This is a genomic window from Caulobacter sp. GW821-FHT11A05 (assembly GCF_058809015.1).
Genome location: NZ_JBXASF010000016.1, coordinates 88,160 through 109,563, shown reverse-complemented (window position 1 = coordinate 109,563; position 21,404 = coordinate 88,160). Strand labels below are relative to the sequence as shown.

General features: G+C 68.7%; 25 protein-coding genes and 1 riboswitch. Of the genes, 12 read left to right on the top strand and 13 right to left on the bottom strand.

Annotation, left to right across the window (positions count from 1 at the left end; genetic code table 11):
• Positions 1 to 9: 9 nt before the first annotated feature.
• The gene (locus AC1RSK_RS20120; protein WP_492909467.1) at positions 10 to 564 is read left to right on the top strand and encodes a hypothetical protein; all 555 of its coding nucleotides are present in this window, start codon (positions 10 to 12) and stop codon (positions 562 to 564) included.
• Here the strand turns inward: AC1RSK_RS20120 and AC1RSK_RS20115 are convergent.
• From AC1RSK_RS20115 to gcvT, 6 genes are all read right to left on the bottom strand, one after another.
• A complete protein-coding gene (locus tag AC1RSK_RS20115) occupies positions 561 to 968 on the bottom strand; it encodes a hypothetical protein (RefSeq protein WP_492909466.1) in 408 nt (135 codons plus the stop codon). The two genes, AC1RSK_RS20120 and AC1RSK_RS20115, sit on opposite strands and share 4 nt — an antisense overlap.
• A gap of 502 nt (positions 969 to 1,470) precedes the next feature.
• On the bottom strand, positions 1,471 to 3,042 hold the full coding sequence (gene gcvPB, locus AC1RSK_RS20110) for an aminomethyl-transferring glycine dehydrogenase subunit GcvPB (RefSeq protein WP_492909465.1): 1,572 nt from the start codon (positions 3,040 to 3,042) through the stop codon (positions 1,471 to 1,473).
• A complete protein-coding gene (gene gcvPA, locus AC1RSK_RS20105; protein ID WP_492909464.1) occupies positions 3,039 to 4,382 on the bottom strand; it encodes an aminomethyl-transferring glycine dehydrogenase subunit GcvPA in 1,344 nt (447 codons plus the stop codon). The genes gcvPB and gcvPA overlap by 4 nt, the downstream gene beginning before the upstream one ends.
• A gap of 3 nt (positions 4,383 to 4,385) precedes the next feature.
• Positions 4,386 to 4,952, bottom strand: coding sequence for a hypothetical protein (locus tag AC1RSK_RS20100; RefSeq protein ID WP_492909463.1), 567 nt, complete (start codon positions 4,950 to 4,952; stop codon positions 4,386 to 4,388).
• Between the two features lie 3 nt (positions 4,953 to 4,955).
• Complete coding sequence (gene gcvH / locus AC1RSK_RS20095) at positions 4,956 to 5,321, bottom strand: glycine cleavage system protein GcvH (RefSeq protein WP_492909462.1); 366 nt, start codon at positions 5,319 to 5,321, stop codon at positions 4,956 to 4,958.
• 9 nt (positions 5,322 to 5,330) lie between these two features.
• A complete protein-coding gene (gene gcvT / locus AC1RSK_RS20090) occupies positions 5,331 to 6,458 on the bottom strand; it encodes a glycine cleavage system aminomethyltransferase GcvT (protein WP_492909461.1) in 1,128 nt (375 codons plus the stop codon).
• Between the two features lie 153 nt (positions 6,459 to 6,611).
• Positions 6,612 to 6,704: riboswitch (glycine riboswitch) on the bottom strand.
• A 120-nt stretch (positions 6,705 to 6,824) separates the two neighbouring features.
• On the opposite strand from gcvT, the gene AC1RSK_RS20085 reads away from it, so the two are divergent.
• From AC1RSK_RS20085 to AC1RSK_RS20070, 4 genes are all read left to right on the top strand, one after another.
• On the top strand, positions 6,825 to 8,297 hold the full coding sequence (locus AC1RSK_RS20085) for a M20 family peptidase (protein WP_492909460.1): 1,473 nt from the start codon (positions 6,825 to 6,827) through the stop codon (positions 8,295 to 8,297).
• 77 nt (positions 8,298 to 8,374) lie between these two features.
• Entirely contained in the window at positions 8,375 to 8,812 is a 438-nt protein-coding gene (locus tag AC1RSK_RS20080) for a VOC family protein (protein ID WP_492909459.1), read from the top strand.
• 129 nt (positions 8,813 to 8,941) lie between these two features.
• Positions 8,942 to 9,511, top strand: coding sequence for an Xre family toxin-antitoxin system antitoxin (locus AC1RSK_RS20075; protein ID WP_492909458.1), 570 nt, complete (start codon positions 8,942 to 8,944; stop codon positions 9,509 to 9,511).
• Positions 9,508 to 10,032, top strand: a complete 525-nt coding sequence (locus tag AC1RSK_RS20070) for an RES family NAD+ phosphorylase (protein WP_492909457.1) — start codon at positions 9,508 to 9,510, stop codon at positions 10,030 to 10,032. The genes AC1RSK_RS20075 and AC1RSK_RS20070 overlap by 4 nt, the downstream gene beginning before the upstream one ends.
• A 2-nt stretch (positions 10,033 to 10,034) precedes the next feature.
• Here the strand turns inward: AC1RSK_RS20070 and AC1RSK_RS20065 are convergent, their stop codons facing one another.
• Complete coding sequence (locus AC1RSK_RS20065; RefSeq protein ID WP_492909456.1) at positions 10,035 to 11,420, bottom strand: MFS transporter; 1,386 nt, start codon at positions 11,418 to 11,420, stop codon at positions 10,035 to 10,037.
• Positions 11,417 to 11,659: a DUF2188 domain-containing protein gene (locus tag AC1RSK_RS20060; RefSeq protein ID WP_492909455.1), complete on the bottom strand. Its 243-nt coding sequence runs from the start codon at positions 11,657 to 11,659 to the stop codon at positions 11,417 to 11,419. Before AC1RSK_RS20060 ends, AC1RSK_RS20065 begins: the two co-directional genes overlap by 4 nt.
• Before the next feature lie 375 nt (positions 11,660 to 12,034).
• On the opposite strand from AC1RSK_RS20060, the gene AC1RSK_RS20055 reads away from it, so the two are divergent.
• From AC1RSK_RS20055 to AC1RSK_RS20045, 3 genes are read left to right on the top strand one after another with little or no spacing between them, the layout of a single operon-like run.
• Positions 12,035 to 12,895: a TIGR01459 family HAD-type hydrolase gene (locus tag AC1RSK_RS20055; RefSeq protein WP_492909454.1), complete on the top strand. Its 861-nt coding sequence runs from the start codon at positions 12,035 to 12,037 to the stop codon at positions 12,893 to 12,895.
• Between the two features lie 14 nt (positions 12,896 to 12,909).
• Positions 12,910 to 13,329 (top strand): MaoC family dehydratase, encoded by a 420-nt coding sequence (locus tag AC1RSK_RS20050; RefSeq protein WP_492909453.1) that lies wholly within the window; start codon positions 12,910 to 12,912, stop codon positions 13,327 to 13,329.
• Complete coding sequence (locus AC1RSK_RS20045; RefSeq protein WP_492909452.1) at positions 13,326 to 14,258, top strand: bifunctional riboflavin kinase/FAD synthetase; 933 nt, start codon at positions 13,326 to 13,328, stop codon at positions 14,256 to 14,258. Before AC1RSK_RS20050 ends, AC1RSK_RS20045 begins: the two co-directional genes overlap by 4 nt.
• 304 nt (positions 14,259 to 14,562) lie before the next feature.
• Here the strand turns inward: AC1RSK_RS20045 and AC1RSK_RS20040 are convergent, their stop codons facing one another.
• Complete coding sequence (locus AC1RSK_RS20040) at positions 14,563 to 15,495, bottom strand: electron transfer flavoprotein subunit alpha/FixB family protein (RefSeq protein ID WP_492909451.1); 933 nt, start codon at positions 15,493 to 15,495, stop codon at positions 14,563 to 14,565.
• Entirely contained in the window at positions 15,495 to 16,244 is a 750-nt protein-coding gene (locus tag AC1RSK_RS20035) for an electron transfer flavoprotein subunit beta/FixA family protein (RefSeq protein ID WP_492909450.1), read from the bottom strand. Before AC1RSK_RS20035 ends, AC1RSK_RS20040 begins: the two co-directional genes overlap by 1 nt.
• Positions 16,245 to 16,408: 164 nt before the next feature.
• Here AC1RSK_RS20035 and AC1RSK_RS20030 point away from each other — a divergent pair, with 164 nt between their 5' ends.
• A complete protein-coding gene (locus tag AC1RSK_RS20030; RefSeq protein WP_492909449.1) occupies positions 16,409 to 16,759 on the top strand; it encodes a hypothetical protein in 351 nt (116 codons plus the stop codon).
• Here AC1RSK_RS20030 and AC1RSK_RS20025 read toward each other — a convergent pair whose 3' ends face one another.
• Together AC1RSK_RS20025 and AC1RSK_RS20020 are read right to left on the bottom strand one after the other, a co-directional pair.
• On the bottom strand, positions 16,760 to 17,338 hold the full coding sequence (locus tag AC1RSK_RS20025; RefSeq protein WP_492909448.1) for a cob(I)yrinic acid a,c-diamide adenosyltransferase: 579 nt from the start codon (positions 17,336 to 17,338) through the stop codon (positions 16,760 to 16,762). It lies immediately after the preceding gene.
• A 1-nt stretch (position 17,339) separates the two neighbouring features.
• The gene (locus AC1RSK_RS20020) at positions 17,340 to 17,540 is read right to left on the bottom strand and encodes a twin transmembrane helix small protein (protein WP_492909447.1); all 201 of its coding nucleotides are present in this window, start codon (positions 17,538 to 17,540) and stop codon (positions 17,340 to 17,342) included.
• 333 nt (positions 17,541 to 17,873) lie between these two features.
• Between AC1RSK_RS20020 and AC1RSK_RS20015 the strand changes: the two genes are divergently transcribed.
• From AC1RSK_RS20015 to AC1RSK_RS20005, 3 genes are all read left to right on the top strand, one after another.
• Positions 17,874 to 18,098, top strand: coding sequence for a hypothetical protein (locus AC1RSK_RS20015; RefSeq protein ID WP_492909446.1), 225 nt, complete (start codon positions 17,874 to 17,876; stop codon positions 18,096 to 18,098).
• Positions 18,095 to 18,745 (top strand): TetR family transcriptional regulator, encoded by a 651-nt coding sequence (locus AC1RSK_RS20010; protein ID WP_492909445.1) that lies wholly within the window; start codon positions 18,095 to 18,097, stop codon positions 18,743 to 18,745. The genes AC1RSK_RS20015 and AC1RSK_RS20010 overlap by 4 nt, the downstream gene beginning before the upstream one ends.
• A 71-nt stretch (positions 18,746 to 18,816) precedes the next feature.
• Positions 18,817 to 19,440, top strand: coding sequence for a TetR/AcrR family transcriptional regulator (locus AC1RSK_RS20005; protein ID WP_492909444.1), 624 nt, complete (start codon positions 18,817 to 18,819; stop codon positions 19,438 to 19,440).
• A 195-nt stretch (positions 19,441 to 19,635) separates the two neighbouring features.
• On the opposite strand, the gene AC1RSK_RS20000 is transcribed toward AC1RSK_RS20005, so the two are convergent.
• Positions 19,636 to 21,324, bottom strand: a complete 1,689-nt coding sequence (locus AC1RSK_RS20000; RefSeq protein ID WP_492909443.1) for an acyl-CoA dehydrogenase family protein — start codon at positions 21,322 to 21,324, stop codon at positions 19,636 to 19,638.
• Between the last annotated feature and the right edge of the window lie 80 nt (positions 21,325 to 21,404).

The following is a 21,404-nucleotide window of genomic DNA, read 5'->3' as shown; positions in this document are numbered from 1 at the left end:
ACCGCGCTCATGACCCCCTTACGCCGCCTCGCCCTGGCGCTGACCGCCCTGGCCTTCACCACCATCGCCGCTCCGGCCCTGGCCGCCATCCCTACCGGCGACTGCCTGTGGAAGGCCATCCCGGCCGCCCAGCGCACGACCATGCTCGACAACTACCGGGCCAAGGGCCTGGCCTCCCTGCAGGAGATCAATGTCGACGACGCCCTGACCCTGACCCTGCGCAAGGCCTGCAACTTCACGGCGGCGGAGGACTACACGGCCGGTGAGATCATCGGCGCCGTCCTCATTGAGAAGGGCGCGGACATGATGCTGCACGAGCGCGACAACGTCGCCGTGGGCGCGCTCGACAAGCGCTGGAGGGCCATGCCCCAGGCCGACCGGGACGCCATGACCACCTTCGGCCTGGCCATCATGAAGGATCAGGACACCGGGGCCCAGGCGGCCCTGGCCGTGGTCACCAAGGTGACCACGGACCTGGGCCTGTCGACCGAGACCCTCAATACGGATGTCTTCGCCTTCCTGGCCGGCCGCGCGATCCGCGAGGCCCGGGAAGCGGGCCGCTAAGCGGCCCAGCGGGCGCGGCGGGGCTTCAGCCGCCGGCGCAGGCCGGCGAAGGCCCCGTGGCGGCCGGTGACGAACCGCTCCAGCCGCAGCAGCGACTGCCAGAAGATCTGCAGGAAGGGCGGGTTGCGCCGCAGCAGCCGGCGGATCGGCGACAGGGCGCGCGGCCAGCGGCGGTGCGCCTTGATGAACAGGCGCTTGGCGCCGTAGCTGGCGCGCAGCACCAGGATCAGGCCCAGCGTGATGATCGGCACCCCGCCGGGGCCCGGCAGCGGCGCGACCAGGATGCCCAGGACGATGACCAGGAAGCCCAGGGTCATGCCGGCCGCCTTGTTCAGCCGGCGCACGAAGTCCGACGCTTGAGGGCGTCTGCGACGTTCGGGCGGGGCGAAGCTGAGGGCGGTCATCGGAGCGGTCTTGCAGGGCCGTCCCGGACGATCCGGTTCTTCAGCCTCACCCTGCCATATGGCGCTGAATGGGATGAAGGAAAGGCGCCTGGCCGCCCTATGACGAAGGTTTAATCCAAAGGGTTACTTAGAAAATCTGCGCACGGACGGCCCTTGCAGCCCTGAAAGCTATACAGGGCAAGGAATCTGACGTTTCGGGCCGGGCGGTTATGGATAATGTGAATTCGAAGACAGAATTCGATGTAACCGATTGTAACGCCGGAAGTGATGGTTCGACCCTCGCCGAAGCCCGGTGAGTTCGCCTCTGGGCGCCCTTCTCCCCTCGCGGGAGAAGGTGGCGCGAAGCGCCGGATGAGGGGGCTCCCGGATCTTTCAGCTGCGATGAGGCGGTTGACGACAGGCTGTGTCGGAGGCCGGTGAGCCCCCTCATCCGAGCCCTTCGGGCCCACCTTCTCCCGCGAGGGGAGAAGGGAGACCAGAGGCGAACCCACTAAGAGAAGCGCTACTCCGCCGCCAGCGCCGCCGGGGCTTCCGGCCGCCAGCGCAGCTTCGGCTTCCGCGCCGCCAGGGTCTCGTCCAGCCGTCGCATGGGGGCCAGATGCGGCGCCCCTTTGAAGCGGTCCGCGTCGCCCGCCTTAGCCGCCCCCGCCAACGCCCGCAGCGCCCCGATGAAGCGGTCCAGCTCCTGCTTGGACTCCGTCTCGGTCGGCTCGATCAGCATGGCCCCGTGGACGACCAGCGGGAAGTACATGGTCATCGGGTGGAAGCCCTCGTCGATCATCGCCTTGGCGAAGTCGAGGGTGGTGATCCCCGTCCCCTCCAGCCAGGCGTCGTCGAACAGCGCCTCGTGCATGCAGGGTCCATCGGGGAAGGCCGGGCTCATCAGGTCGGAGAGCCGCGCCTTGATGTAGTTGGCGTTCAGCACCGCGTCCTCGGCCACCTGTTTCAGGCCGTCCGAACCATGGCTGCGCATATAGGCGTAGGCGCGCACATACATGCCCATCTGCCCGTGGAACGCGCTCATCCGCCCAAAGGCGCCGGCCGCTTCCGCCACGGCTTCCTCCTGCAGCACCAGCCCGTCCGGACCATGCGTCAGCCAGGGTGTTGGGGCATAGGCCGCCAGGGCCTCGCTCAGCACCACCGGACCCGCGCCCGGCCCGCCGCCGCCGTGCGGCGTGGAGAAGGTCTTGTGCAGGTTAATGTGCATGGCGTCGACGCCCAGGTCGCCCGGCCGCACCCGGCCGACGATGGCGTTGAAGTTGGCCCCGTCGCAGTAGAAATAGGCCCCGGCCGCGTGGGTCAGCCGGGCGATCTCGATGATGTCGCGCTCGAACAGGCCGCAGGTGTTGGGATTGGTGACCATGATGGCCGCCACGTCCGGCCCGAGCTTGGCCTCCAGGTCGGCCAGATCCACCCGCCCGTCATCGGTCTGGGCGATCTCTCGCACAGAATAGCCGACGAAGGCCGCCGTGGCCGGGTTGGTGCCGTGGGCGCTGGTCGGGACCAGCACCACCTTGCGGGCCTCGTCGCCGCGCGCCTTGTGCGCCGCCTGGATGGCCAGGATGCCGCACAGCTCGCCGTTGGCCCCGGCCTTGGGGGTCAGGGCCACCGCCGGCATGCCGGTCAGGGTCTTCAGCCAGTGGGCCAGCCGGTCCATCAGCTCCAGGGCGCCGGGCACCGTCGACTGCGGCTGCAGCGGGTGGATGTCGGCGAACCCGGCCAGCCGCGCCACCTTCTCGTTGAGGCGCGGGTTGTGCTTCATCGTGCAGCTGCCCAGCGGGTAGAGGGCCAGGTCGATGGCGTGGTTCTTCTGCGACAGCCGCACGTAGTGGCGCAGGGTCTCGGGCTCCGACAGGCCGGGCAGGCCGATCGGCTCAACGCGCACCAGGTCGCCCAGCTCATCGGCGGAAATCGAGGCTTCTGGGATATCCACGCCAGTCTTCGCCCAGCCGTCCATCTCGAAGATCAGGGCCTCGTCCTGCAGCAGGCCGCGGCCGCCGGTCAGGGAGGTGAAACCGCCGGCGGCCGTCTCGGCCTGCGGGGTGGTCGGGCGTCCAACGCTGTTCATGCTCATGCCAGCACCTCGGCCAGTTCGGATCTGAAGGTTTCGATGTCGCCGTCGGTGACGGTCTCGGTGGCGCAGACCAGCAGCACATCGTCCAGGCCCGCATGCGGGTCCAGCCGGCTGAAGGGCACGCCGGCCAGCACGCCGCGCCTGGCCAGGGCCTCGACGACCTCGGCCGCCGGCTTGCTGAGCTTGACCGCGAACTCGTTGAAGAAGCGGGGCGTCAGCACCTCCACCCCCTTCACGCCGCTCAGCGCGATCTTCGTCTTCAGCGCCTGCTGGTGATTGAGCAGCGCCAGTTTGCGCAGCCCCACCTCGCCCAGCAGCGACATATGGATGGTGAAGGCCAGGGCGCAGAGGCCGCTGTTGGTGCAGATGTTGCTGGTCGCCTTGTCGCGGCGGATATGCTGCTCGCGGGTCGACAGGGTCAGCACGAAGCCGCGCCGCCCGTCGGCGTCCACCGTCTCGCCGCAGAGGCGCCCGGGGGCCTGGCGGACCAGCTTTTCCTTGCAGGCGAACAGCCCGACGTAGGGCCCACCGAAGTTCAGGGCGTTGCCGATCGACTGCCCCTCGGCGACAGCGATGTCGGCCCCCATCTCGCCGGGTGATTTCAAGAGGCCGAACGAGATGGCCTCGGTCGTCACCACGATCATCAGCGCCCCGGCCGCCTGCGCCGCCGCCGCGATCTTCGTCACGTCCGTGGCGGTGCCGAAGACGTTGGGCGTCTGCACCACGACGCAGGCGGTGTCGCCGTCGATGGCGGCGATCACCGCGTCCTCGGCGTCGACCGCCGCGGCCAGCCGCTCGGTGGCGACGCCGGCCGCATGGGCCAGGGTCTCGACCGTCTGGACGTAATGGGGATGCAGGCCGCCCGACAGGATGGCCTTGCTGCGGCGCGTCACCCGCGAGGCCATCATCACCGCCTCGCCGGCCGCCGTGGAGCCGTCGTAGAGGCTGGCGTTGGCCACATCCATGCCGGTCAGGGCCGCCACCTGGGTCTGGAACTCGAACAATACCTGCAGAGTGCCCTGGGCGATTTCCGGCTGGTAGGGCGTGTAGCTGGTCAGGAACTCCGACCGCTGGATGATGTGGTCCACGGATGCCGGCACATGGTGCCGATAGGCCCCCGCGCCACAGAAGAAGGGCACGGACCCCGCCGCCACATTCCTCGCGGCCAAGGCCCCGAGCTCCCGCTCGACCTCCAGCTCGCCGGCGAACCCGGGCAGGTCGACGGGGCCGTCCAGCACGGCCGACTTGGGCACATCGACGAACAGTTCGTCGACGCTGCCGGCGCCGATGGCGCTCAGCATCTGACGCCGGTCGTCAGGGGTCAGGGGAAGATAGCGCATCGATCAGAGAGCCTTGCCGAAAAGGGCGTCCGACAGACGCCGCAGAAGGGAGTGGGAGGGGGCGCTGACCAGGTCGGGCAGCGGCTTGCGGGCTTTCAGGGCCACCGAGCGGCGGTCGTTGACGGCCTTGGCGACCGCCTCCTTGCGCAGCACCTCGGTGGCCTCGTCGGCCTGCCAGTCCTCGAAGTCCTGGGCCAGCAGGGCCTCGAGGTCCTCAGGGTGCTGCACCACCTGGGCGCCGGGAAAGCCGAGCGCCAGGGTGGCCGGCGGCTGGGCGGCCGCCGACAGGGCGTAGAACTGGCCGCCGAACCCGACCATCGAACTGGTCTCGCCGGCGATCCGCCAGAGGGCGGCGGCGACGGCAGGGGTCATGGTCTCGGTGGTCATGAGGCCGATGTCGTCATTGCCGTCGAGGAACAGGTGGACCTGGGTGCGGTCGCTGAGGCGGACCGTCTCGGCCGCCGCCGAATGCTGGGCGTCGATGGCGGTCAGGGCGCGGGAGACGCCCGCGTTGAAAGCCTTCGGACCTCCCGTCGCCGTGGTCGGATGCAGGAAGATCTCGAAGGCCATGGCTTACAGCGTCCCCAGGTAGTCTTCGTAGGCGCCGCGATCCATCAGGGCGTCGACCTCAGCCGGGTTGCTCAGCTTGACCTTGGCGAACCAGCCGCCGTGTTCCGGCGCGGCGTTGACCGTTTCCGGCGCGTCGCCCAGTTCGCTGTTGGCCTCGATCACCTCGCCCGACACCGGGGCGTAGACGTCCGACGCCGCCTTGACGCTCTCGACGACGGCGAAGCCCTCGCCCTGCTTGACGGTCTTGCCGACCTCAGGGGTCTCGACGAACACCACATCGCCCAGCTGCTCGGCGGCATAGGCGGTGATGCCGACGGTGGCGACGCCGTCCTCGACGACGACCCATTCGTGATCCTTGGTGAAGCGCATCGGTCTCTCCTAGAGCTTGCGAACGTAGCGTTTGGGAACGAACGGCATGGCCACGACCTCGGCCGCGCCCGCCCGTCCCCGGACGATGACATTGAGCCGGGTCCCCACGGCGGCCTGGGCCGGCGGCACGAAGCCCATGGCGATGGGATGGCCCAGGCTCGGGGCGAAGCCGCCGCTGGTCACCTTGCCGATGACCGCCCCGGTCCCGTCGGCGATCTCCGCGCCCTCGCGGGCCGGCGGGCCTTCGAGAATCTTCAGGCCCACGCGAATGCGCGGCGGGCCCTCGGCCAGCTCCCTGGCGATCCGCGCCGCGCCGGGGAAGTCCTGGGCGTCGCGGCGCTTCTTGCTGACCGCGAAGGCGAGGTCCGCCTCGATGGGGCTGGTGGTCTCGTCGATGTCGTGGCCGTAGAGCGGCAGGCCGGCTTCCAGGCGCAGGCTGTCGCGGGCGCCCAGGCCGATCGGCTTGACCCTCGGGTCGGCCAGCAGGGTCTCCCAGACCGCCTCGGCGCTTTCGCCGGGAATGGAGATCTCGTAGCCATCCTCGCCGGTGTAGCCCGACCGCGAGACAAAGGCCGGCAGGCCAAAGGCGGTCATCGCCCGCGCCTCGGAGAACACCAGGGTCAGGGCGTCCGGGGCATGCTGCGCCATCACGGAGACCGCTTCCGGCCCCTGCAGGGCCAGCAGCGCCCGGTCTTCCAGCCGCTCGATCTTCACCTGGCCGGCCAGTTCGTTGTCGATGAACTTGAAGTCGCCGTCCTTGCAGGCGCCGTTGACGATGACGAACAGCCCGTCGTCATCGGGCCGCGAGGCCATCAGGTCATCGACGATGCCGCCCTTCTTGTTGAGCAGCAGGCTATAGCGCTGCTTGCCCGGTTGCAGGCCGATGAAGTCGCTCGGCGTCACCTCCTCGAAGGCCGACAGCGGCGAGACCCCGCGCAGCCTCGCCTGGCCCATGTGGCTGACGTCGAACAGCCCGGCGTGCTCCCGCGTCCACAGATGCTCCTTCAGCACCCCGTCGGCGTACTGCACCGGCATCAGGTAGCCGGCGAACGGCACCATGCGGGCGCCGGCGGCGACGTGGGCGTCGTAGAGCGGGGTTTTCTTGAGGTCTGCGTCGTCAGTCGTCGTGGAGGTCATGGGGCGGGCTCTCAGGGTCGATGCGTCCACGCCCGGTTTGCACCGGTCGGATGGTCGCCCCCGCTGTCCCTTGCGCCTGAGAGATTTCAGCCGGTCACCTGACCCGCCTTGCTCCTTCGGCGAACCGCTTGCGGCGGTTCTTTCCAGCGTTCCTCGTGCCGCGCGGTCCGTTTGCCTGAGCGTTTCCGGGGCGGTTGCGCCTTCGGCCTCGGGTGTAAGAATCCCGACGTCTCCCGCGAGACAGGGACGTTCCTGATCGACCGGGCAGGGCGAGTCAAGGCGGGCGGCATCACAAGCGCGGGGCCGGCGTGACTCTCCCGCTGTCCCTGCCTAGTCTGGCGACACCAAAGCGCCGGGGAGGGCGTCATGAAGCTTGTGGGTCGGGTCGTCCTCGTGGCGGCGTTCGCGTTTCTGGTGCTGGTCGCCGTGGTGGTGGTGCGCACCCTGACCTTCAAGCCGCCGGCCTCGGTCGACATCAGCGCCGTCAAGCTGGCCGCCGCGCCCCCCATCGACCAGGCCCTGGCCGCCCAGCATCTGTCGCAGGCGGTGCAGATCCGCACTATCTCCAACCAGGACAAGGCCGACAACCAGTGGGCCGAGTGGGACAGGCTCCACGCCTGGCTGGCCACCACCTACCCCGCCGCCCACGCCGCCATGACCCGCGAAATCCTGCCCAACAGGGCGCTGGTCTACACCTGGACCGGCAGCGATCCGGCCCTCAAGCCCATCGTCCTGATGGCCCACCAGGACGTCGTGCCGATCACCCCCGGCACCGAGAAGGACTGGAAGCACGACCCCTTCGCCGGCGAGATCGCCGAGGGCGCCGTCTGGGGCCGCGGCTCGATCGACGACAAGGGCAGCCTGGTCGCCCTGTTCGAGGGCCTCGACGCCCTGGCCAAATCCGGCTTCAAGCCCAAACGCACCGTCATCGTCGTCAGCGGCCAGGACGAGGAGGCCGGCGGTACGGGCGCCCAGGCCGCCGCCGCCCTGCTGAAATCCCGCGGCGTCCGGGCCGAATGGGTCCTCGACGAAGGCTCGGCCGCCATCAACGACCACCCGATCACCGGCAAGCCGGCCGCCATCATCGGCATCGCCGAGAAGGGCTACGCCACCCTCGTCGTCACCGCCCCGGCCAAGGGCGGCCACAGCTCCGCCCCGTCCAAGGAGACCGGCGTCGGCACGCTGGCCAAGGCGATCACCGCCATCACCGACAACGCCTTCCCCCTGCGGCTCGACGGCCCCGGCGCCCAGATGATCGCCACCCTGTCGGCGCAGGGCTCCTTCGTCACCCGCATGGCCATCGCCAACCAGTGGCTGTTCGGCCCGATGCTGAAGGACAAGGTCGCCGCCACCCCGGCCGGCGCCGCCCTGCTGCACACCACCATCGCCCCGACCATGCTCAAGGGCAGCCCCAAGGAGAACGTCCTGCCGCAGGACGCCACCGCCTGGATCAACTACCGCATCGCCCCCGGCCAGACGACGGACGACGTCATGAACGCCGCCAAGGCCGCCACCAAGGGCCTCGACCTGCGGTTCAAATGGGCCGGCGCCGTCATCAACCCCTCGCCGGTCAGCTCGACCTCTTCGGAGGGCTGGAAGGTCATCGCCGCCCTGGCCTCGGACGGCGGCAAGCTGCCGGTCGCGCCCGGCCTGGTCACGGCCGGCACCGACAGCCGCTACATGACCCCCATCGCCAGCGACATCTACCGCTACCAGCCGTTGCTCGCGAACCTCGACACCTTCGCCATGATCCACGGCACCAACGAGCACATGACGCTCGAGAACCTGGCCCGCATGACCACCTTCTACGCCCGGCTGGTGGCCTCGGCGGCGGGCTGAGAAAAAAGTTCACGCCCCCTGTCGGGACTCCTCATCGCTGTCCGTCCTAGGATCGACAGCGAGAGGAGCTTCCCCCCATGCGTATGATCTTCGTGAACCTGCCGGTGAAGAACGTGAAGGCCAGCCGCGCCTTCTTCGAGGCGCTTGGCTTTTCCATCAACGAGCAGTTCTGCAGCGAGAACACCGCCTGCGTCGTCTTCGCCGACAACATCTTCGCCATGCTGCTGGAGCACAGCCGCTTCAAGGATTTCATCAAGGGCGACATCGCCGACAACTCGGCCAACAAGGAGGTCCTGACCTGCCTGTCCTGCGAGAGCCGGGCCGAGGTCGAGAGCCTGAAGGCCAAGGCCCTGGCGGCCGGCGGGTCCGACTGGATGCCGCCCCAGGACTACGGCTTCATGTACGGCGACAGCTTCCAGGACCCCGACGGCCACGTCTGGGAAATGATGTGGATGGACCCCGTCGCCGCGGCGGCCGGCCAACACCACGAGATCGAGATCGCCCCGGCGGGGTGAACAGAGGGCTGAGCTTGCGGCGGGCCGCCTGGCTCAGCCGCCGCGCGCGTCGCGTCGCGGATGACCTGACATCTTGACTCTCGCGTCACATGTCGTATTTTTTGCGACAGGTGACGCGAGGGGCCGCCCATGTCCGTCAAGACTGTGAAAGCCGTATCCCGCAAGCCGCCCGCCAAAGTGGGGCGCTATGAATCCTCGCCGGAGTTCGCCGTCGGCGGCGGCTTCGCCGAAGCGGCCGCGACGCTGGGCGCGGCCATGTCTGCCGTCGATGCGGTCGGCCTGCTGGGTGGCGGACCTGTCCTTGGCCGGAAGGTGGTCACGGCGCTCGACGCCCACGATCTCATCACCGATGGCCTGCCGTCCGGCGCGCTGGGCCATCTGGTCGACAGCCTGTCCCACCTCAACCTGACCGATTCCCTCGACAAGGCGGTCGGCATGAGCCTGCGGACCTGGCAACGCCGCAAGGACGAGCCGGACAGGCCATTGAGCCCGGAGCAGAGCGGCCGCACCTGGAAATTCGCCGAGATCCTGGCCCAGGCCACGGCGGTGTTCGGCTCGCAGGCCGAGGCCGAGTCCTGGCTGGAACGGCCGGCGATCGGCCTGAACCGGCGTCGGCCCATCGACCTCCTCGCCACGCCGGCCGGCGTGGAACTGGTCGAGACCTATCTCACGCAGATGGCGTACGGCGTCTACGTGTGACGCCGCTGCCTGCTGTCCTGGCGGCCCGCCTGGGGACCGAAGACCGGCTGGTCGCCTGGCGTTTGGACCAGGCCCAGTTCGCCGCGACCTGGGACAGCGGCGAAGGCGCCTTTCGTTCCGGCGGGCGTTGGAACAGCCCCGGCGTGCGAGCCGTCTATACAAGTCTCGATCCGGCTATCGCTGTCCTCGAGGTCGCTGTCCACAAGGGTTTCGAAGCGCTCGACACCGTTCCGCATGTTCTCGGTTCGATGACAATCAACGACCCGGCGACTGTCCATGTCGTCCTGCCTGACGACCTGCCCAATCCGGCCTGGGCGCGTCCTGGCCAGCCCAGCGCCGGCCAGCGCGCCTTCGGCGATGCGCTCCTGGCAGCGCACCCGTTTGTGGTCTTTCCCAGCGCCACCTCCAGCCGCAGCTGGAACCTGGTCTTCACCGCCGCCCGGGCCGCGGGGGGCTACGCCCTGCGCAGCCAGGAACGCTTCGCCCTCGACACGCGGCTGCATCCGCCGGTCGCGCCCTGAGGCTATTCCACCCGTCGCGGGCTGATCAGCAGCCAAGCGGCCAGGCCCGACAGCGCTGCGAACGCCGCCGCGATCCAGGCCGCCAGCCGAAAGCTCTCCGGCGGCACCCCCGCCTGGCCGGCCAGGGCGAACCCGGCCAGCGCCACCGCCAGCAGGCCGGCGACCCGCGCCGTCGCATTGTTGATCCCCGAGGCCGAGCCCTGATGCCGCTCGTCGACCGAGGCCAGCACCGTGTCGGTCAGTGGCGCCACGGCCATGGTCATGCCGATTCCGATGACGACGACGCCCGGAAACACATGCGTCCAATAGCTGAAGTCCTCCGCCGCGATGCGGCCGAGCAGGGCGAAGCCGGCGCCGACCACCACCGGTCCCGCCGTCAGCCACAGCCTCGGCCCGGTCCTGCTGGCCCAGCCGCCGGTCAGCCGCGAGCCGAAGCCCATGATCAGCGGGAAGGGCAGCAGCGCCGCCCCCGCCATCGTCGCGCTCCAGCCCCTTGCCACCAGGTACAGCGGCGCCAGGAACAGCAGGCCGCTGAGCGCCGCATAGAGCAGGAAGGTCAGCAGGGTGACGCCGTTGAAATTGCGGTTGAACAGGCTGAGCGGCATCATCGCCTTGGCCGTCGGCGTGCCGCGCTCCACCCACAGGAAGGCCGCCAGCAGCACCGCCCCGGCGCCGGCCACGATCAGTCCGTTCATCGTCCGCGTGCGGCTGTATTCGGTCAGCCCCCAGGTCAGCGCCCCCAGCCCCAGGGTGGCCAGCGCCGCCCCCGGCAGGTCCAGCGGCTGGCTGGTCTCCGGCGGCCGCTTGGGGATAGCCCAGACGCCCAGCGCCAGGGTCGCCGCCACGATCGGCAGCATGCCGAAAAAGATCGCCCGCCAGCCGACCACGTCGGTCAGCCAGCCGCCGGCCACCGGCCCCAGCGCCCCGCCCAGCGCGCCCGCCGCCGCCCAGGTCCCGACCGCCTTGGCGCGATCTTCCTCTTTTGGGTATGTCTCGCCCAGCAGCGCCAGGCTGGCCGGCACCAGCAGGGCGCTGGCCAGCCCCTGCAGCACCCGGCCGACCAGCAGCAGCTCCACGACCGGCGCCACGGCGCAGACCAGGGTCCCGGCCCCGAACCCCAGCACCCCCAGCAGGAAGGCGTTACGCCGCCCGTAGCGGTCGCCCAGCGCCCCGCCCAACAGCACCAGCGCCGCCAGCGGCAGCATGTAGCCGTTGATGATCCACTGCACCTCTTCGCCCGACGCCTTCAGGTCGGCGGCCATGGCCGGCAGGGAGACATTGACCACCGAGCCGTCGATAAACGACAGCGACGAGCCCAGCACACAGGCCCACAGAACCCCGGCAGCCGCCTTTGCAGACGGCCCCTCTGCGGCCTGCTTGGCGGTCACCTGTCCTCGACCTCGGTGTCGGGCCGGTCGCCGCCGTCGGCGATTTCCTTGTGCCAGTGGCCGCGTTCGTCCTCGTAGACGATGCCGGTGGTCTCGCCGCCCAGCCGCTGCTCGCCGGCCGCCCGCCGGGCCGCCGCCGCCGCCTGGTCGTGGGTGCGGAAGGTCTCCGAATAGGTGCCGTTGGCCCGGTAGGCCCAGCCCCCGTCATGTTCGACGATCTCATAGGTCACGGTGGTCATCGGCGCTCTCCTTCACCGGGAGTAAGCGCCCAGAGCGAGGGTCGTTGCAACGCCCGCCCCGGTCAAAATCAGCGAACCCGCGAAAACCCCTCGCCACCCCCCACACAAACCCGTCACGACCCCAAGGAAACCCTAACGCCAACGCCACGATTTCAGGTCTCCACCACAACAAAAAAATCTATGAAAAACAACACTCTAAACCGCTTCCGCCCTCTTCCCAACCCGCCCCTCATGCTACAATGGTCGCCGCTTCGATAGTGCGTCGCTTGCGACTGGCCCCGGGGCCGGGTTACCTCGCCGCCGACCGCCAGCAGGCCAAACCCTGATTGAAGCCCGCTGATTGACCTCTCCGCCGCCAGTCGTTAGCCCAGCCGCATGACCGACCTCCCCGCCGGCCTTTCGGCCCTCGCCGACCGCTACGACGTCCTGCTCTGCGACGTCTGGGGGGTCATCCACAACGGCCGCGAGAACTTCCCGGACGCCTGCGCCGCCCTGGCCCGCTGGCGGGCGCAGGTCGGGCCCGTGGTGCTGATCTCCAACTCGCCGCGGCCGGCCACCGCCGTCATCGCCCAGCTCGACGCCCTGAACGTCCCCCGCGAGGCCTGGAGCGCCTTCGTCACCAGCGGCGACGCCACCCGCGCCCTCTTGTCGGCCCGCGCTCCCGGCCCGGCCTGGAAGATCGGCCCCGACCGCGACTGGCCGCTCTACGAGGGCCTGAACGTCGCCTTCTCCCCGGTCGAGGAGGCCGCCTTCGTCACCGTCACCGGCCCCGACGACGACGAGACCGAGACGCCCGAGGACTACCGCCAGCGCCTGGAAGTGGCGGCGGCCCGGGGCCTGCCGATGATCTGCGCCAACCCCGACCGGGTGGTCCAGCGCGGCGACCGGCTGATCTACTGCGGCGGCTCCCTGGCCGATCTCTACGAAAGCCTCGGCGGCGAGGTGCTGATGGCCGGCAAGCCCTTCTCGCCGATCTATGACCTCAGCCTGGTCGAGGCCGAGGCCCTGCTGGGCAAAGCTCTGGACCGGACCCGGGTGCTCTGCATCGGCGACGGCGTCGTCACCGACGTGAAGGGCGCCAACGACCACGACCTCGACTGCCTGTTCATCGCCAAGGGCATCCATGGCGAAAAGGCCTTGGGTACGGACGGCCGCCTCGACGCCGCCAAGGTGGCCGTCCTGTTGGAAGAAGAGGGCGTCACCGCCGCCCACGCCATGGCCGACCTGGTCTGGTAACGAAGGAGACCGCGATGCAGGGCCTGTTCCTCGAAGACCTCACCGTCGGCCAGTCGGCGGAGATGACCCGCACGGCCGACGAGCGGACCGTCCAGCTGTTCGCCGAGGTCAGCGGCGACAACAACCCGCTGCACCTCGACGAAGCTTACGCCGAGACCACCCAGTTCAAGGGCCGCATCGCCCACGGCATGCTGTCGGCGGCCTACATCTCCGCCGTCATCGGCACGCAGCTGCCGGGGCCGGGCGCGGTCTACATGGGCCAGTCCTTGAGCTTCCGCCGCCCGGTGCGCATCGGCGACGAGGTCCGCACGCTCGTGACCATCAAGGAGATCGACGCCGATAAGGGCCGGGTCACCCTCGACACCGTCTGCTCGGTGAACGGCAAGGCGGTGCTGACCGGCGAGGCCCTGATCCTGGCGCCCAAGCGCGGATGACCCTGAAGATCATCCATGGCTGGAAGCACCTCGACGCCATAGACCGCGGCGCGGCGGTGGCGCTCGGCAACTTCGACGGTGTGCACCTCGGCCACCAGGCGGTCATCGCCCAGGCCGCCGAGGCCGCCAGGAGGGCCGGCGCCCCGCTGGGGGTGATCACCTTCGATCCCCATCCCCGCCGACTGTTCCACCCCGACGAGCCGTCCTTCCGCCTGATGACCCTGGACCAGCAGGCCCGCGCCCTGGAGGCCCTCGGCGTCGAGCGCTTCTACATCCTGGGCTTCGACTTCGAGATGGCCAGCTTCTCGGACCGCGAGTTCGCCCAGTTCGTGCTGCACGAAGGGCTGGGCGTGCGCCACGTCGCCGTCGGCTTCGACATCAGCTTCGGCAAAGGCCGCACCGGCAGCCCGGCCCTGATGAAGGCCTACGGCGAGGCCTTCGGTTTCGGGGTCTCGGTGGCCGAGGCGGTGGGGGAGGGCGGCGACAAGTTCAGCTCCACCGGCGTCCGCGACGCCCTGCGCGACGGCCACCCGGAGGCCGCCGCCGCGATCCTCGGCCGGCCCTTCGCCATTGAGGGCGTGGTCCGCCGGGGCCAGCAGCTCGGCCGCCAACTGGGCTTCCCGACCGCCAACGTCTTCATGGCCGACTATGTGACGCCGCGCCTGGGCGTCTATGCGACGCGCACCCGCCTGCCGGGTGGCCGCCTGCTCCCCGGCGTCGCCAACATCGGCAACAACCCGACGACGGGCGAGGTCGAGACCCGGCTTGAGGTGTGGATCTTCGACTTCGACGAGGACCTGTATGGCCAGGTCATCGAAACGGAGCTGATCGCCTTTTTGCGCCCGGAGGAGAAGTTCGGGTCGATCGAGCTGATGGTGGAGCAGATCCACCGGGATGAGGCGCAGGCGAGGGCGATCCTGGACAAATAGAAAAAGGGTCGAGGAGCGTTCGTTCGCTCTCCGCCCCTGGGGCGGAGTGGCTTTGGCGAGCGCTGCAAGCGAGCCAAACCGAGGCGGGACTTCCACCGGCGGCGCTGAGGTGCGGCCGCTGCCGCCGGTGCTTCAAGGAACGCGCTAATCCCCACCGCCGGTGGGCCCGCCTCCTGGTCCGTCGCTCACGCTCCGAACCGTCCTCCGCCCAGAGGGCGGAGAGCGAAACCGCCGCGCCTCGGCCCAAAAAAAGAAAGGGCCGGGCGTTTCCGCCCGGCCCTCGATCTTCAACGGTGAAGAGCGATCAGCCCAGCGCCGCCATCAGTTCCGGGACGACGGTCTTGTAGTCGCCCACGATGCCGTAGTCGGCGACCTGGAAGATCGGCGCGTCGGCGTCCTTGTTGATGGCCACGATGACCTTCGAGTCCTTCATGCCAGCGAGGTGCTGGATGGCGCCCGAGATGCCGATGGCGATGTACAGGGCCGGGGCCACGACCTTGCCGGTCTGGCCGACCTGGTAGTCGTTCGGGGCATAGCCCGCGTCGACCGCCGCGCGCGAGGCGCCAACCGCGGCGCCCAGCTTGTCGGCCAGGGGCTCGATGACCTTGGCGAACTCTTCGGCCGAACCCATGGCGCGACCGCCGGAGACGATGATCTTGGCCGCCGTCAGTTCGGGACGGTCCGACTTGACCATCTCCTCGCTGACGAACTTGGCGCCGCCGTCATTGCCGCCGGCGCTGGCCGTCTCGACCGAGGCCGAGCCGCCTTCAGCCGCCGCCTTGAAGGCGGTCGGGCGGACGGTGATCACCTTCTTGGCGTCGGACGACTGGATCGTCTCCAGCGCGTTGCCGGCGTAGATCGGGCGAACGAAGGTGTTCGCATCGACCACTTCGACGATCTCGCTGATCGGCGCGACGTCCAGGTGGGCGGCGATGCGGGGGGCGAAGTTCTTGCCGCCCGAGGTGGCCGGGATCAGGACGGCGTCATAGCCGCCCATCAGGCCCTCGACCGTCGAGGCCTGCACCTCGGCGACGCCGTGGCCCAGATCGGCGCTCTCGGCCAGCAGCACCTTGCGCACGCCGGCGATCTTGGCGGCGGCGTCGGCGACGCCCTTGGCGCCCTGGCCCATGACCAGAACGTCGACGTCGCCCGAAAGCGCCAGGGCGGCGGTGACGGTCTTGTGGGTGGTGTCGCGCAGGTGCGCGTTGTCGTTATCGGCGACGACCAGGACGGCCATTAGAGCACCCCCGCTTCGGTCTTGAGTTTGGAGACGAGTTCGGCGGCGTTCTCGACCTTGATGCCGGCCGTGCGCTTGGCCGGCTCGGTGACCTTGAGCACCTTCAGACGCGGCGCGGTATCGACGCCGTAGTCGCCCGTGGCCTTGACGGCGATCTCTTTCTTCTTGGCCTTCATGATGTTCGGCAGCGAAGCGTAGCGCGGCTCGTTGAGGCGCAGGTCGGCGGTGACGACCGCCGGGATCGACACTTCAACGGTCTGAACGCCGCCGTCGACCTCGCGGGTCACGGTGGCCTTGCCGCCGGCGACTTCCAGCTTGGCGGCGAAGGTGGCCTGCGGCCAGCCGAGCAGGGCCGAGAGCATCTGGCCGACGGCGTTGTTGTCGCCGTCGATGGCCTGCTTGCCCATCAGCACCAGGTCGGCCTTCTCTTCCTCGGCCACGGCCTTGAGCAGCTTGGCGACGGCCAGCGGCTCCAGGTCGGTGTCCGACTGGATCAGCACGCCGCGGTCACCGCCCATGGCCAGCGCCGTGCGGATGGTTTCCTGGGCCTGAGCCGGACCGATGGAGACGATGACCACCTCGGTGGCGACGCCCTTTTCCTTGAGACGCACGGCTTCCTCGACCGCGATCTCGCAGAAGGGGTTCATGCTCATCTTGACGTTGGCCAGGTCGACGCCGCTCTGATCGGCCTTGACCCGCGCCTTGACGTTATAATCGATTACCCGTTTGACCGGGACCAGCACCTTCATGGGTATTGTCCGCCCGTTTGTTGCGTTGCGAAAAATCTTGCGCGGACAGGCTGATACTATCTTGGCGGCGCAATGCAAGTTTCCCTAAGGGGCAGCCAAGGCCGAAAAACAGCCCCAATGCGGTGGCTGGCGGGGACTTTGCATTTCGGTTAGAGCGCTGGCCCATGACCAACACCATTACCCGGCTCAAGTGGATCTTCCTCGGGCTCTTCGCCTTCGGGGTCGTGGCCGTCTGGGGCTACCAGATCTTCTACGTCTGGCCGGCCAAGCGTTGCGAGCAGCAGCAGCGCTGGTGGGACGGCGCCACCCGCACCTGCGCCACCCCCCTCTATATCCCAGCCCTGACCGGCCGGCCGGCCGGCGTCAGCCGCGAGGAATGGTCCAAGCGCCAGGCGGCGGCGCAGCAACTGCAGGATCGTATGGGCGATCGGGCCGTGGCCGATCAGGCGGCGCCTGAAGCGAAAACCGAAGCCAAGCCGGCCGCTAAGCCGGCCGAAGTCCCCGCCAAGAAGTAGTCAGCGGTTGGCGCCCGGCGTCCACAGGACGTCGCCCGCGCCCTTGTCGTTGGCCCAGCGGCTGGCCACGAACAGCAGGTCCGACAGGCGGTTGAGGAACTTCACCGCCTCGGGGCTGACCACCTCGCCTTCGACGCCGGCCAGCGCCACCGCCTCGCGCTCGGCCCGGCGGCAGACGGTGCGGGCCAGGTGCAGGGCCGCCGCCGCCGGCGTTCCGCCCGGCAGCACGAAGCTGGTCAGGTCCGACAGTTCGCCGTTCAGGAGGTCGATCTCCCGCTCCAGCCGCTCGACCTGGCTGGCCAGGATGCGCAGTGGCTCCCATTCCAGCTTCTGGCCGCGATCGGGCGTCGCCAGGTCGGCCCCGAGGTCGAAGAGGTCGTTCTGGGCCCGCATCAGGATGGCGTCGAGCACGGCGTCGCCGCCGGTGTGCAGGCGGACCAGGCCCAGGCAGGCGTTGGTCTCGTCGACGGCGCCATAGGCGGCCACCCGGGGATGGGTCTTGCTGACCGGCTCGCCGCTGGCCAGGCGGGTGGTCCCGGCGTCGCCCGTGCGGGTGTAGATTCTATTGAGGGTGACCATCCTAGTGGGTCCCCCGCCACCAGATCGCGGCCACCAGGATCAGGATGACGCAGAACTGGGTCAGCACCCGCAGCCGCATCATCTTGTTGGACCAGGAACGGCCAAAATCGCCGCCGCGGAACAGGGCATACAGCCCCATCGCCAGGACGACGGTGACCGTGATCAGGCCGGCGGGGATGAGAAGGTCGAAAATGTCGCGCACGGCGCCTCTCTTAAAGGCTTCCACCGAAGGCCGGAATCAGAATCGCTAGACGAACTGAAACGGCGGTTGTGGATTCCGATTTCGGCGCCATATGTTCAGTGACCATGTTCGATGAGGTCATATGTCGCATATCCGACCCATTATGGGCCGTGTTAGCGCTTACATTGCGGACATGGGTGCGTTTCGCCGCGTAACTTTGTGACTTGATCTCGTCATATTGAGCCGTTAAACGCCCGCCCCCGGGTCGTTGACACCGGTTCGCTGAACATGATCGACCCCTTACCGCGGATCGGTTCAGCTCACGAAACAGCGGGAAGGCATGAGAGGCGCACTATGGCAGCCATGCCTGCGCCGGCGGAGCAACCGCCGGCAGAAGATATGAGTGAGGCGTTGGCGGAAGTCCGTCAGCTGATCGCCGATCTGCGCGACGCCGCGCAGGACGGCCGTGAGCTGGCCCGTCGTTATTCCGAAATTTTGCAGAACGTAGTCGATGAGTACTGCGTTGAGTTTGAGCAGCGCGCCGTCAGCGCCCTGTCCCGTCTGGAGTCCATTCAATGAACCATATCCCGATGCGCGTGATCGCCTCCCCGGCCGTGCGTCCCGCCAAACCGACCCGCCGGGCGCTCGCCAAGCAGCGCACCCGTGAGAAGGTTCTGGCCGCGGCCCGCCAGCTGTTCACCGAACGTGGCTACGAAGGCGCCACCATCCGTGACATCGCCAAGGCGGCCGGCATGTCCACCGGCGCCGTCTTCGCCAGCTTCGCCGACAAGAGCGAGCTGTTCGACGAGATCCTGGCCCAGGACTACGCCCTGCTCGGCGAAGCCATGCAGGACGCGGCGAACTCGGGCGCCACGGTCGAGCAGTCGCTCACCGACCTGTTCAGCGTCGCCTACCGCTTCCACATGAGCCAGCTGCCGCTGCTCCAGGCCGGCATCGCCGCCTCCTGGACCCGCACGGAAGCCGGCGAGAAGCGCAACCGTGAAAGCCTCAAGCCCGTGATGACCATGGTCAGCGACACGCTGCGCCGCGGCGTCGAGCGCGGCGAACTGTCGCAGCGCGCCGACCTGCGGTTGATCGCCGGCGTCTTGTGGGACGTTTACCTTGCCGGCTACCGTCGCGCTGTTTTCGACGGTTGGACGGCGGATGACCTGACGTCGCGTCTTTCCGACCAGATCAATCTGATCCTGGCCGGGGCGCGTACGTAGGACGAAGTTACAAGGAGACGCTCCGGCGGGACTCGGAGCGTCTCTTCATATCCAACCCCGGGGGAGTTCGATTGGGGGTAAGGGACACACAGAAGGCCGCCACGCGCGAGAAGGTGCTGTGCGCGGCCCGCGATCTCTTTCACGAGATCGGCTATGACGAGACGACGATCCGCGCCATCGCGGATCGCGCCGGCGTTTCCGTCGGCAGTGTGTTCACCACCTTCAGTTCCAAGGCCGACGTCCTCAGCCAGGTGATGGCCGACCGTGTCGCGCCCCTGCAGGATGAGCTGACCCGGGTTCTGCCCTATCTGCGCGGCTCGACCACCGACCGGCTGTGCTCGATCTTCGCCATCCACTATGACTTCGAATGCCGGCGGGTGAAGCTGTTCCTGGCCCATATCGCCGCCAGCTATAATCCCTCTCTGGAGGAGACCACCGTCCCCTTCGGCCGCAACGCCGGCTTCCAGGCCATGCTGCGCGAGACCCTGACGGAGGGCATCGCCAGAGGCGACGTCGACCCCGAGATGGACCTCGACCTGATCCTGCAGCTGCTGATCGCCGCCTACGCCTGGAACTACAGCCTGGCCGCCCAGCTGGGCGCCGACGCGGTGGCCCTGACCGCCCGCATGGACCGGCAGATCGCGCTGATCATGGCCGGCGCCAGACCCCGGGTCGGGACCGTGGGGGCGGCCTAAGCGCAGGCTCCCGCTCCATTTCCCCTTGCTACCGTCATCCTAGGGCTTGTCCCTAGGATCCCGTGTTCAGCTGCGGCAAACCCATGCTTTGGAGGCGCGGCCGCGCCTCCACTCCACCGTGAGTGCGGGTGGACAGCGGGATCCTGGGCACGAGGCCCAGGATGACGGTAGCGGGAGGGGAAGGGTTTGAGGGACCTAGTTCCCGTCCTCCAACAACCGCCGCGCAATCACCTGGGCCTGGATCTCGCCGGCCCCCTCGAAGATGTTGAGAATCCGCGCGTCGGCCAGCACCCGGCTGACCTCGTATTCCATCGCAAAGCCGTTGCCGCCGTGGATCTGCAGGGCGTTGTCGGCGGCGGCCCAGGCGACGCGGGCGGCGATCAGCTTGGCCATGCCGGCCTCCAGGTCGCAGCGCTTGCCCTCGTCCTTCTGGCGGGCGGCGTAGTAGGTCAGCTGGCGCACGCCCATCAACTCGGCCGCCATCATCGCCAGCTTGTTGGCGACGCGCGGGAAGCTGAAGATCGGGCCGCCGAACTGCTTGCGGTCGAGGGCGTAGTTCAGCCCCAGCTCCAGCCCCCGCTGCGCCACTCCGACGGCGCGGGCGGCGGTCTGGATGCGGGCGCTCTCGAAGGTGGCCATCAGCTGCTTGAAGCCCTGGCCAGGCGCGCCGCCCAGCAGGTTGGCGGCCGGCACGGCAAAGCCGTCGAAGCCGATCTCGTATTCCTTCATGCCGCGGTAGCCGATGACCCCAATCTCGCCGCCGCTCATGCCCGGCGTCGGGAAGGGACCGCTGTCGTCGCCGCGCAGTTTCGGGGCCAGCAGCATCGAGAGGCCGCGATAGTCGGTGGTGTCCGGATCGGTGCGGACGAGCAGGGTCATGACGTCGGCGCGGGCCGCGTGGGTGATCCAGGTCTTGTTGCCCGTCACCACATACTGGTCGCCTTGCAGCACCGCCCGGGTGCGCAGGGAGCCCAGGTCAGACCCCGTATTCGGCTCGGTAAAGACGGCCGTGGGCAGGATCTCGGCGCTGGCGATCTTCGGCAGCCACTCGGCCTTCTGGTCATCGGTGCCGCCGGTCAGGATCAGCTCGGCGGCGATCTCCGAGCGGGTGGCCAGGGAGCCGACGCCGATCCAGGCGCGGCTAAGCTCCTCGGAGACGACGCACATGGCCGTCTTGCCCATGCCCGAACCGCCGTATTCCTCCGGAATGGTCAGGCCGAAGACGCCCAGGTCGCCCAGTTCGGTGACCAGTTCCAGCGGGATCAGCTCGTCGTTCAGGTGCCACTGGTGGGCAAAGGGGATGACCTTCTCCTCAGCGAAGCCGTGGAACTGGTCGCGGATCATCTCGAAGGTTTCGTCCAGGCCCGTGTCCTCGACCGTCGCCTTGCCGCGCGCCTGGGCCACCAGCTGAGCCACCCGGCTCTTCACCGCCTGGCCGCCGGCCTCGTTGATGCAGCGGGACAGGGCCGGGGTGAACAGCTTCTGGACGGTCTGCTGGCTGGCCGTCAGGTCCCAGGGGCGGATCATCTCGCCCTGGTTCATCGGGATGCCGCCGATCAGCTGGTTGGCGTATTCGGCGAACAGCAACTGGGCCAGCAGGGCCTCGGTCTCGCCGAACCGGCCGGCCGCCTCCAGTTCGCCGGCCCAGCCGGCCACCTGGGTCAGCAGTTCGGCATAGGCGGCGTACCAGCCGAAGCCGTGCACGGCGTGCTGCTCGGCGTCGGCCAGCTTGCGGTCGATCTTGCCGGCGACGGTGATCTTGGCCTTCACCGATCCCTTGGCCTCGGCCACGAAGACCTGGGCCTCGGCGGCGGCCGCGCGGAGAAGTCCGGTGAGGCCCTCGATGACCAGGCTGGCTTCGGCGGCGGTCGCGGCGGCGGACATGGACGATCTCCCCAGAATTCTTGTGCGGCGCACTATAAATCTTTCGCATGCGCACACAACACGACGGCCCGGCGCATTAT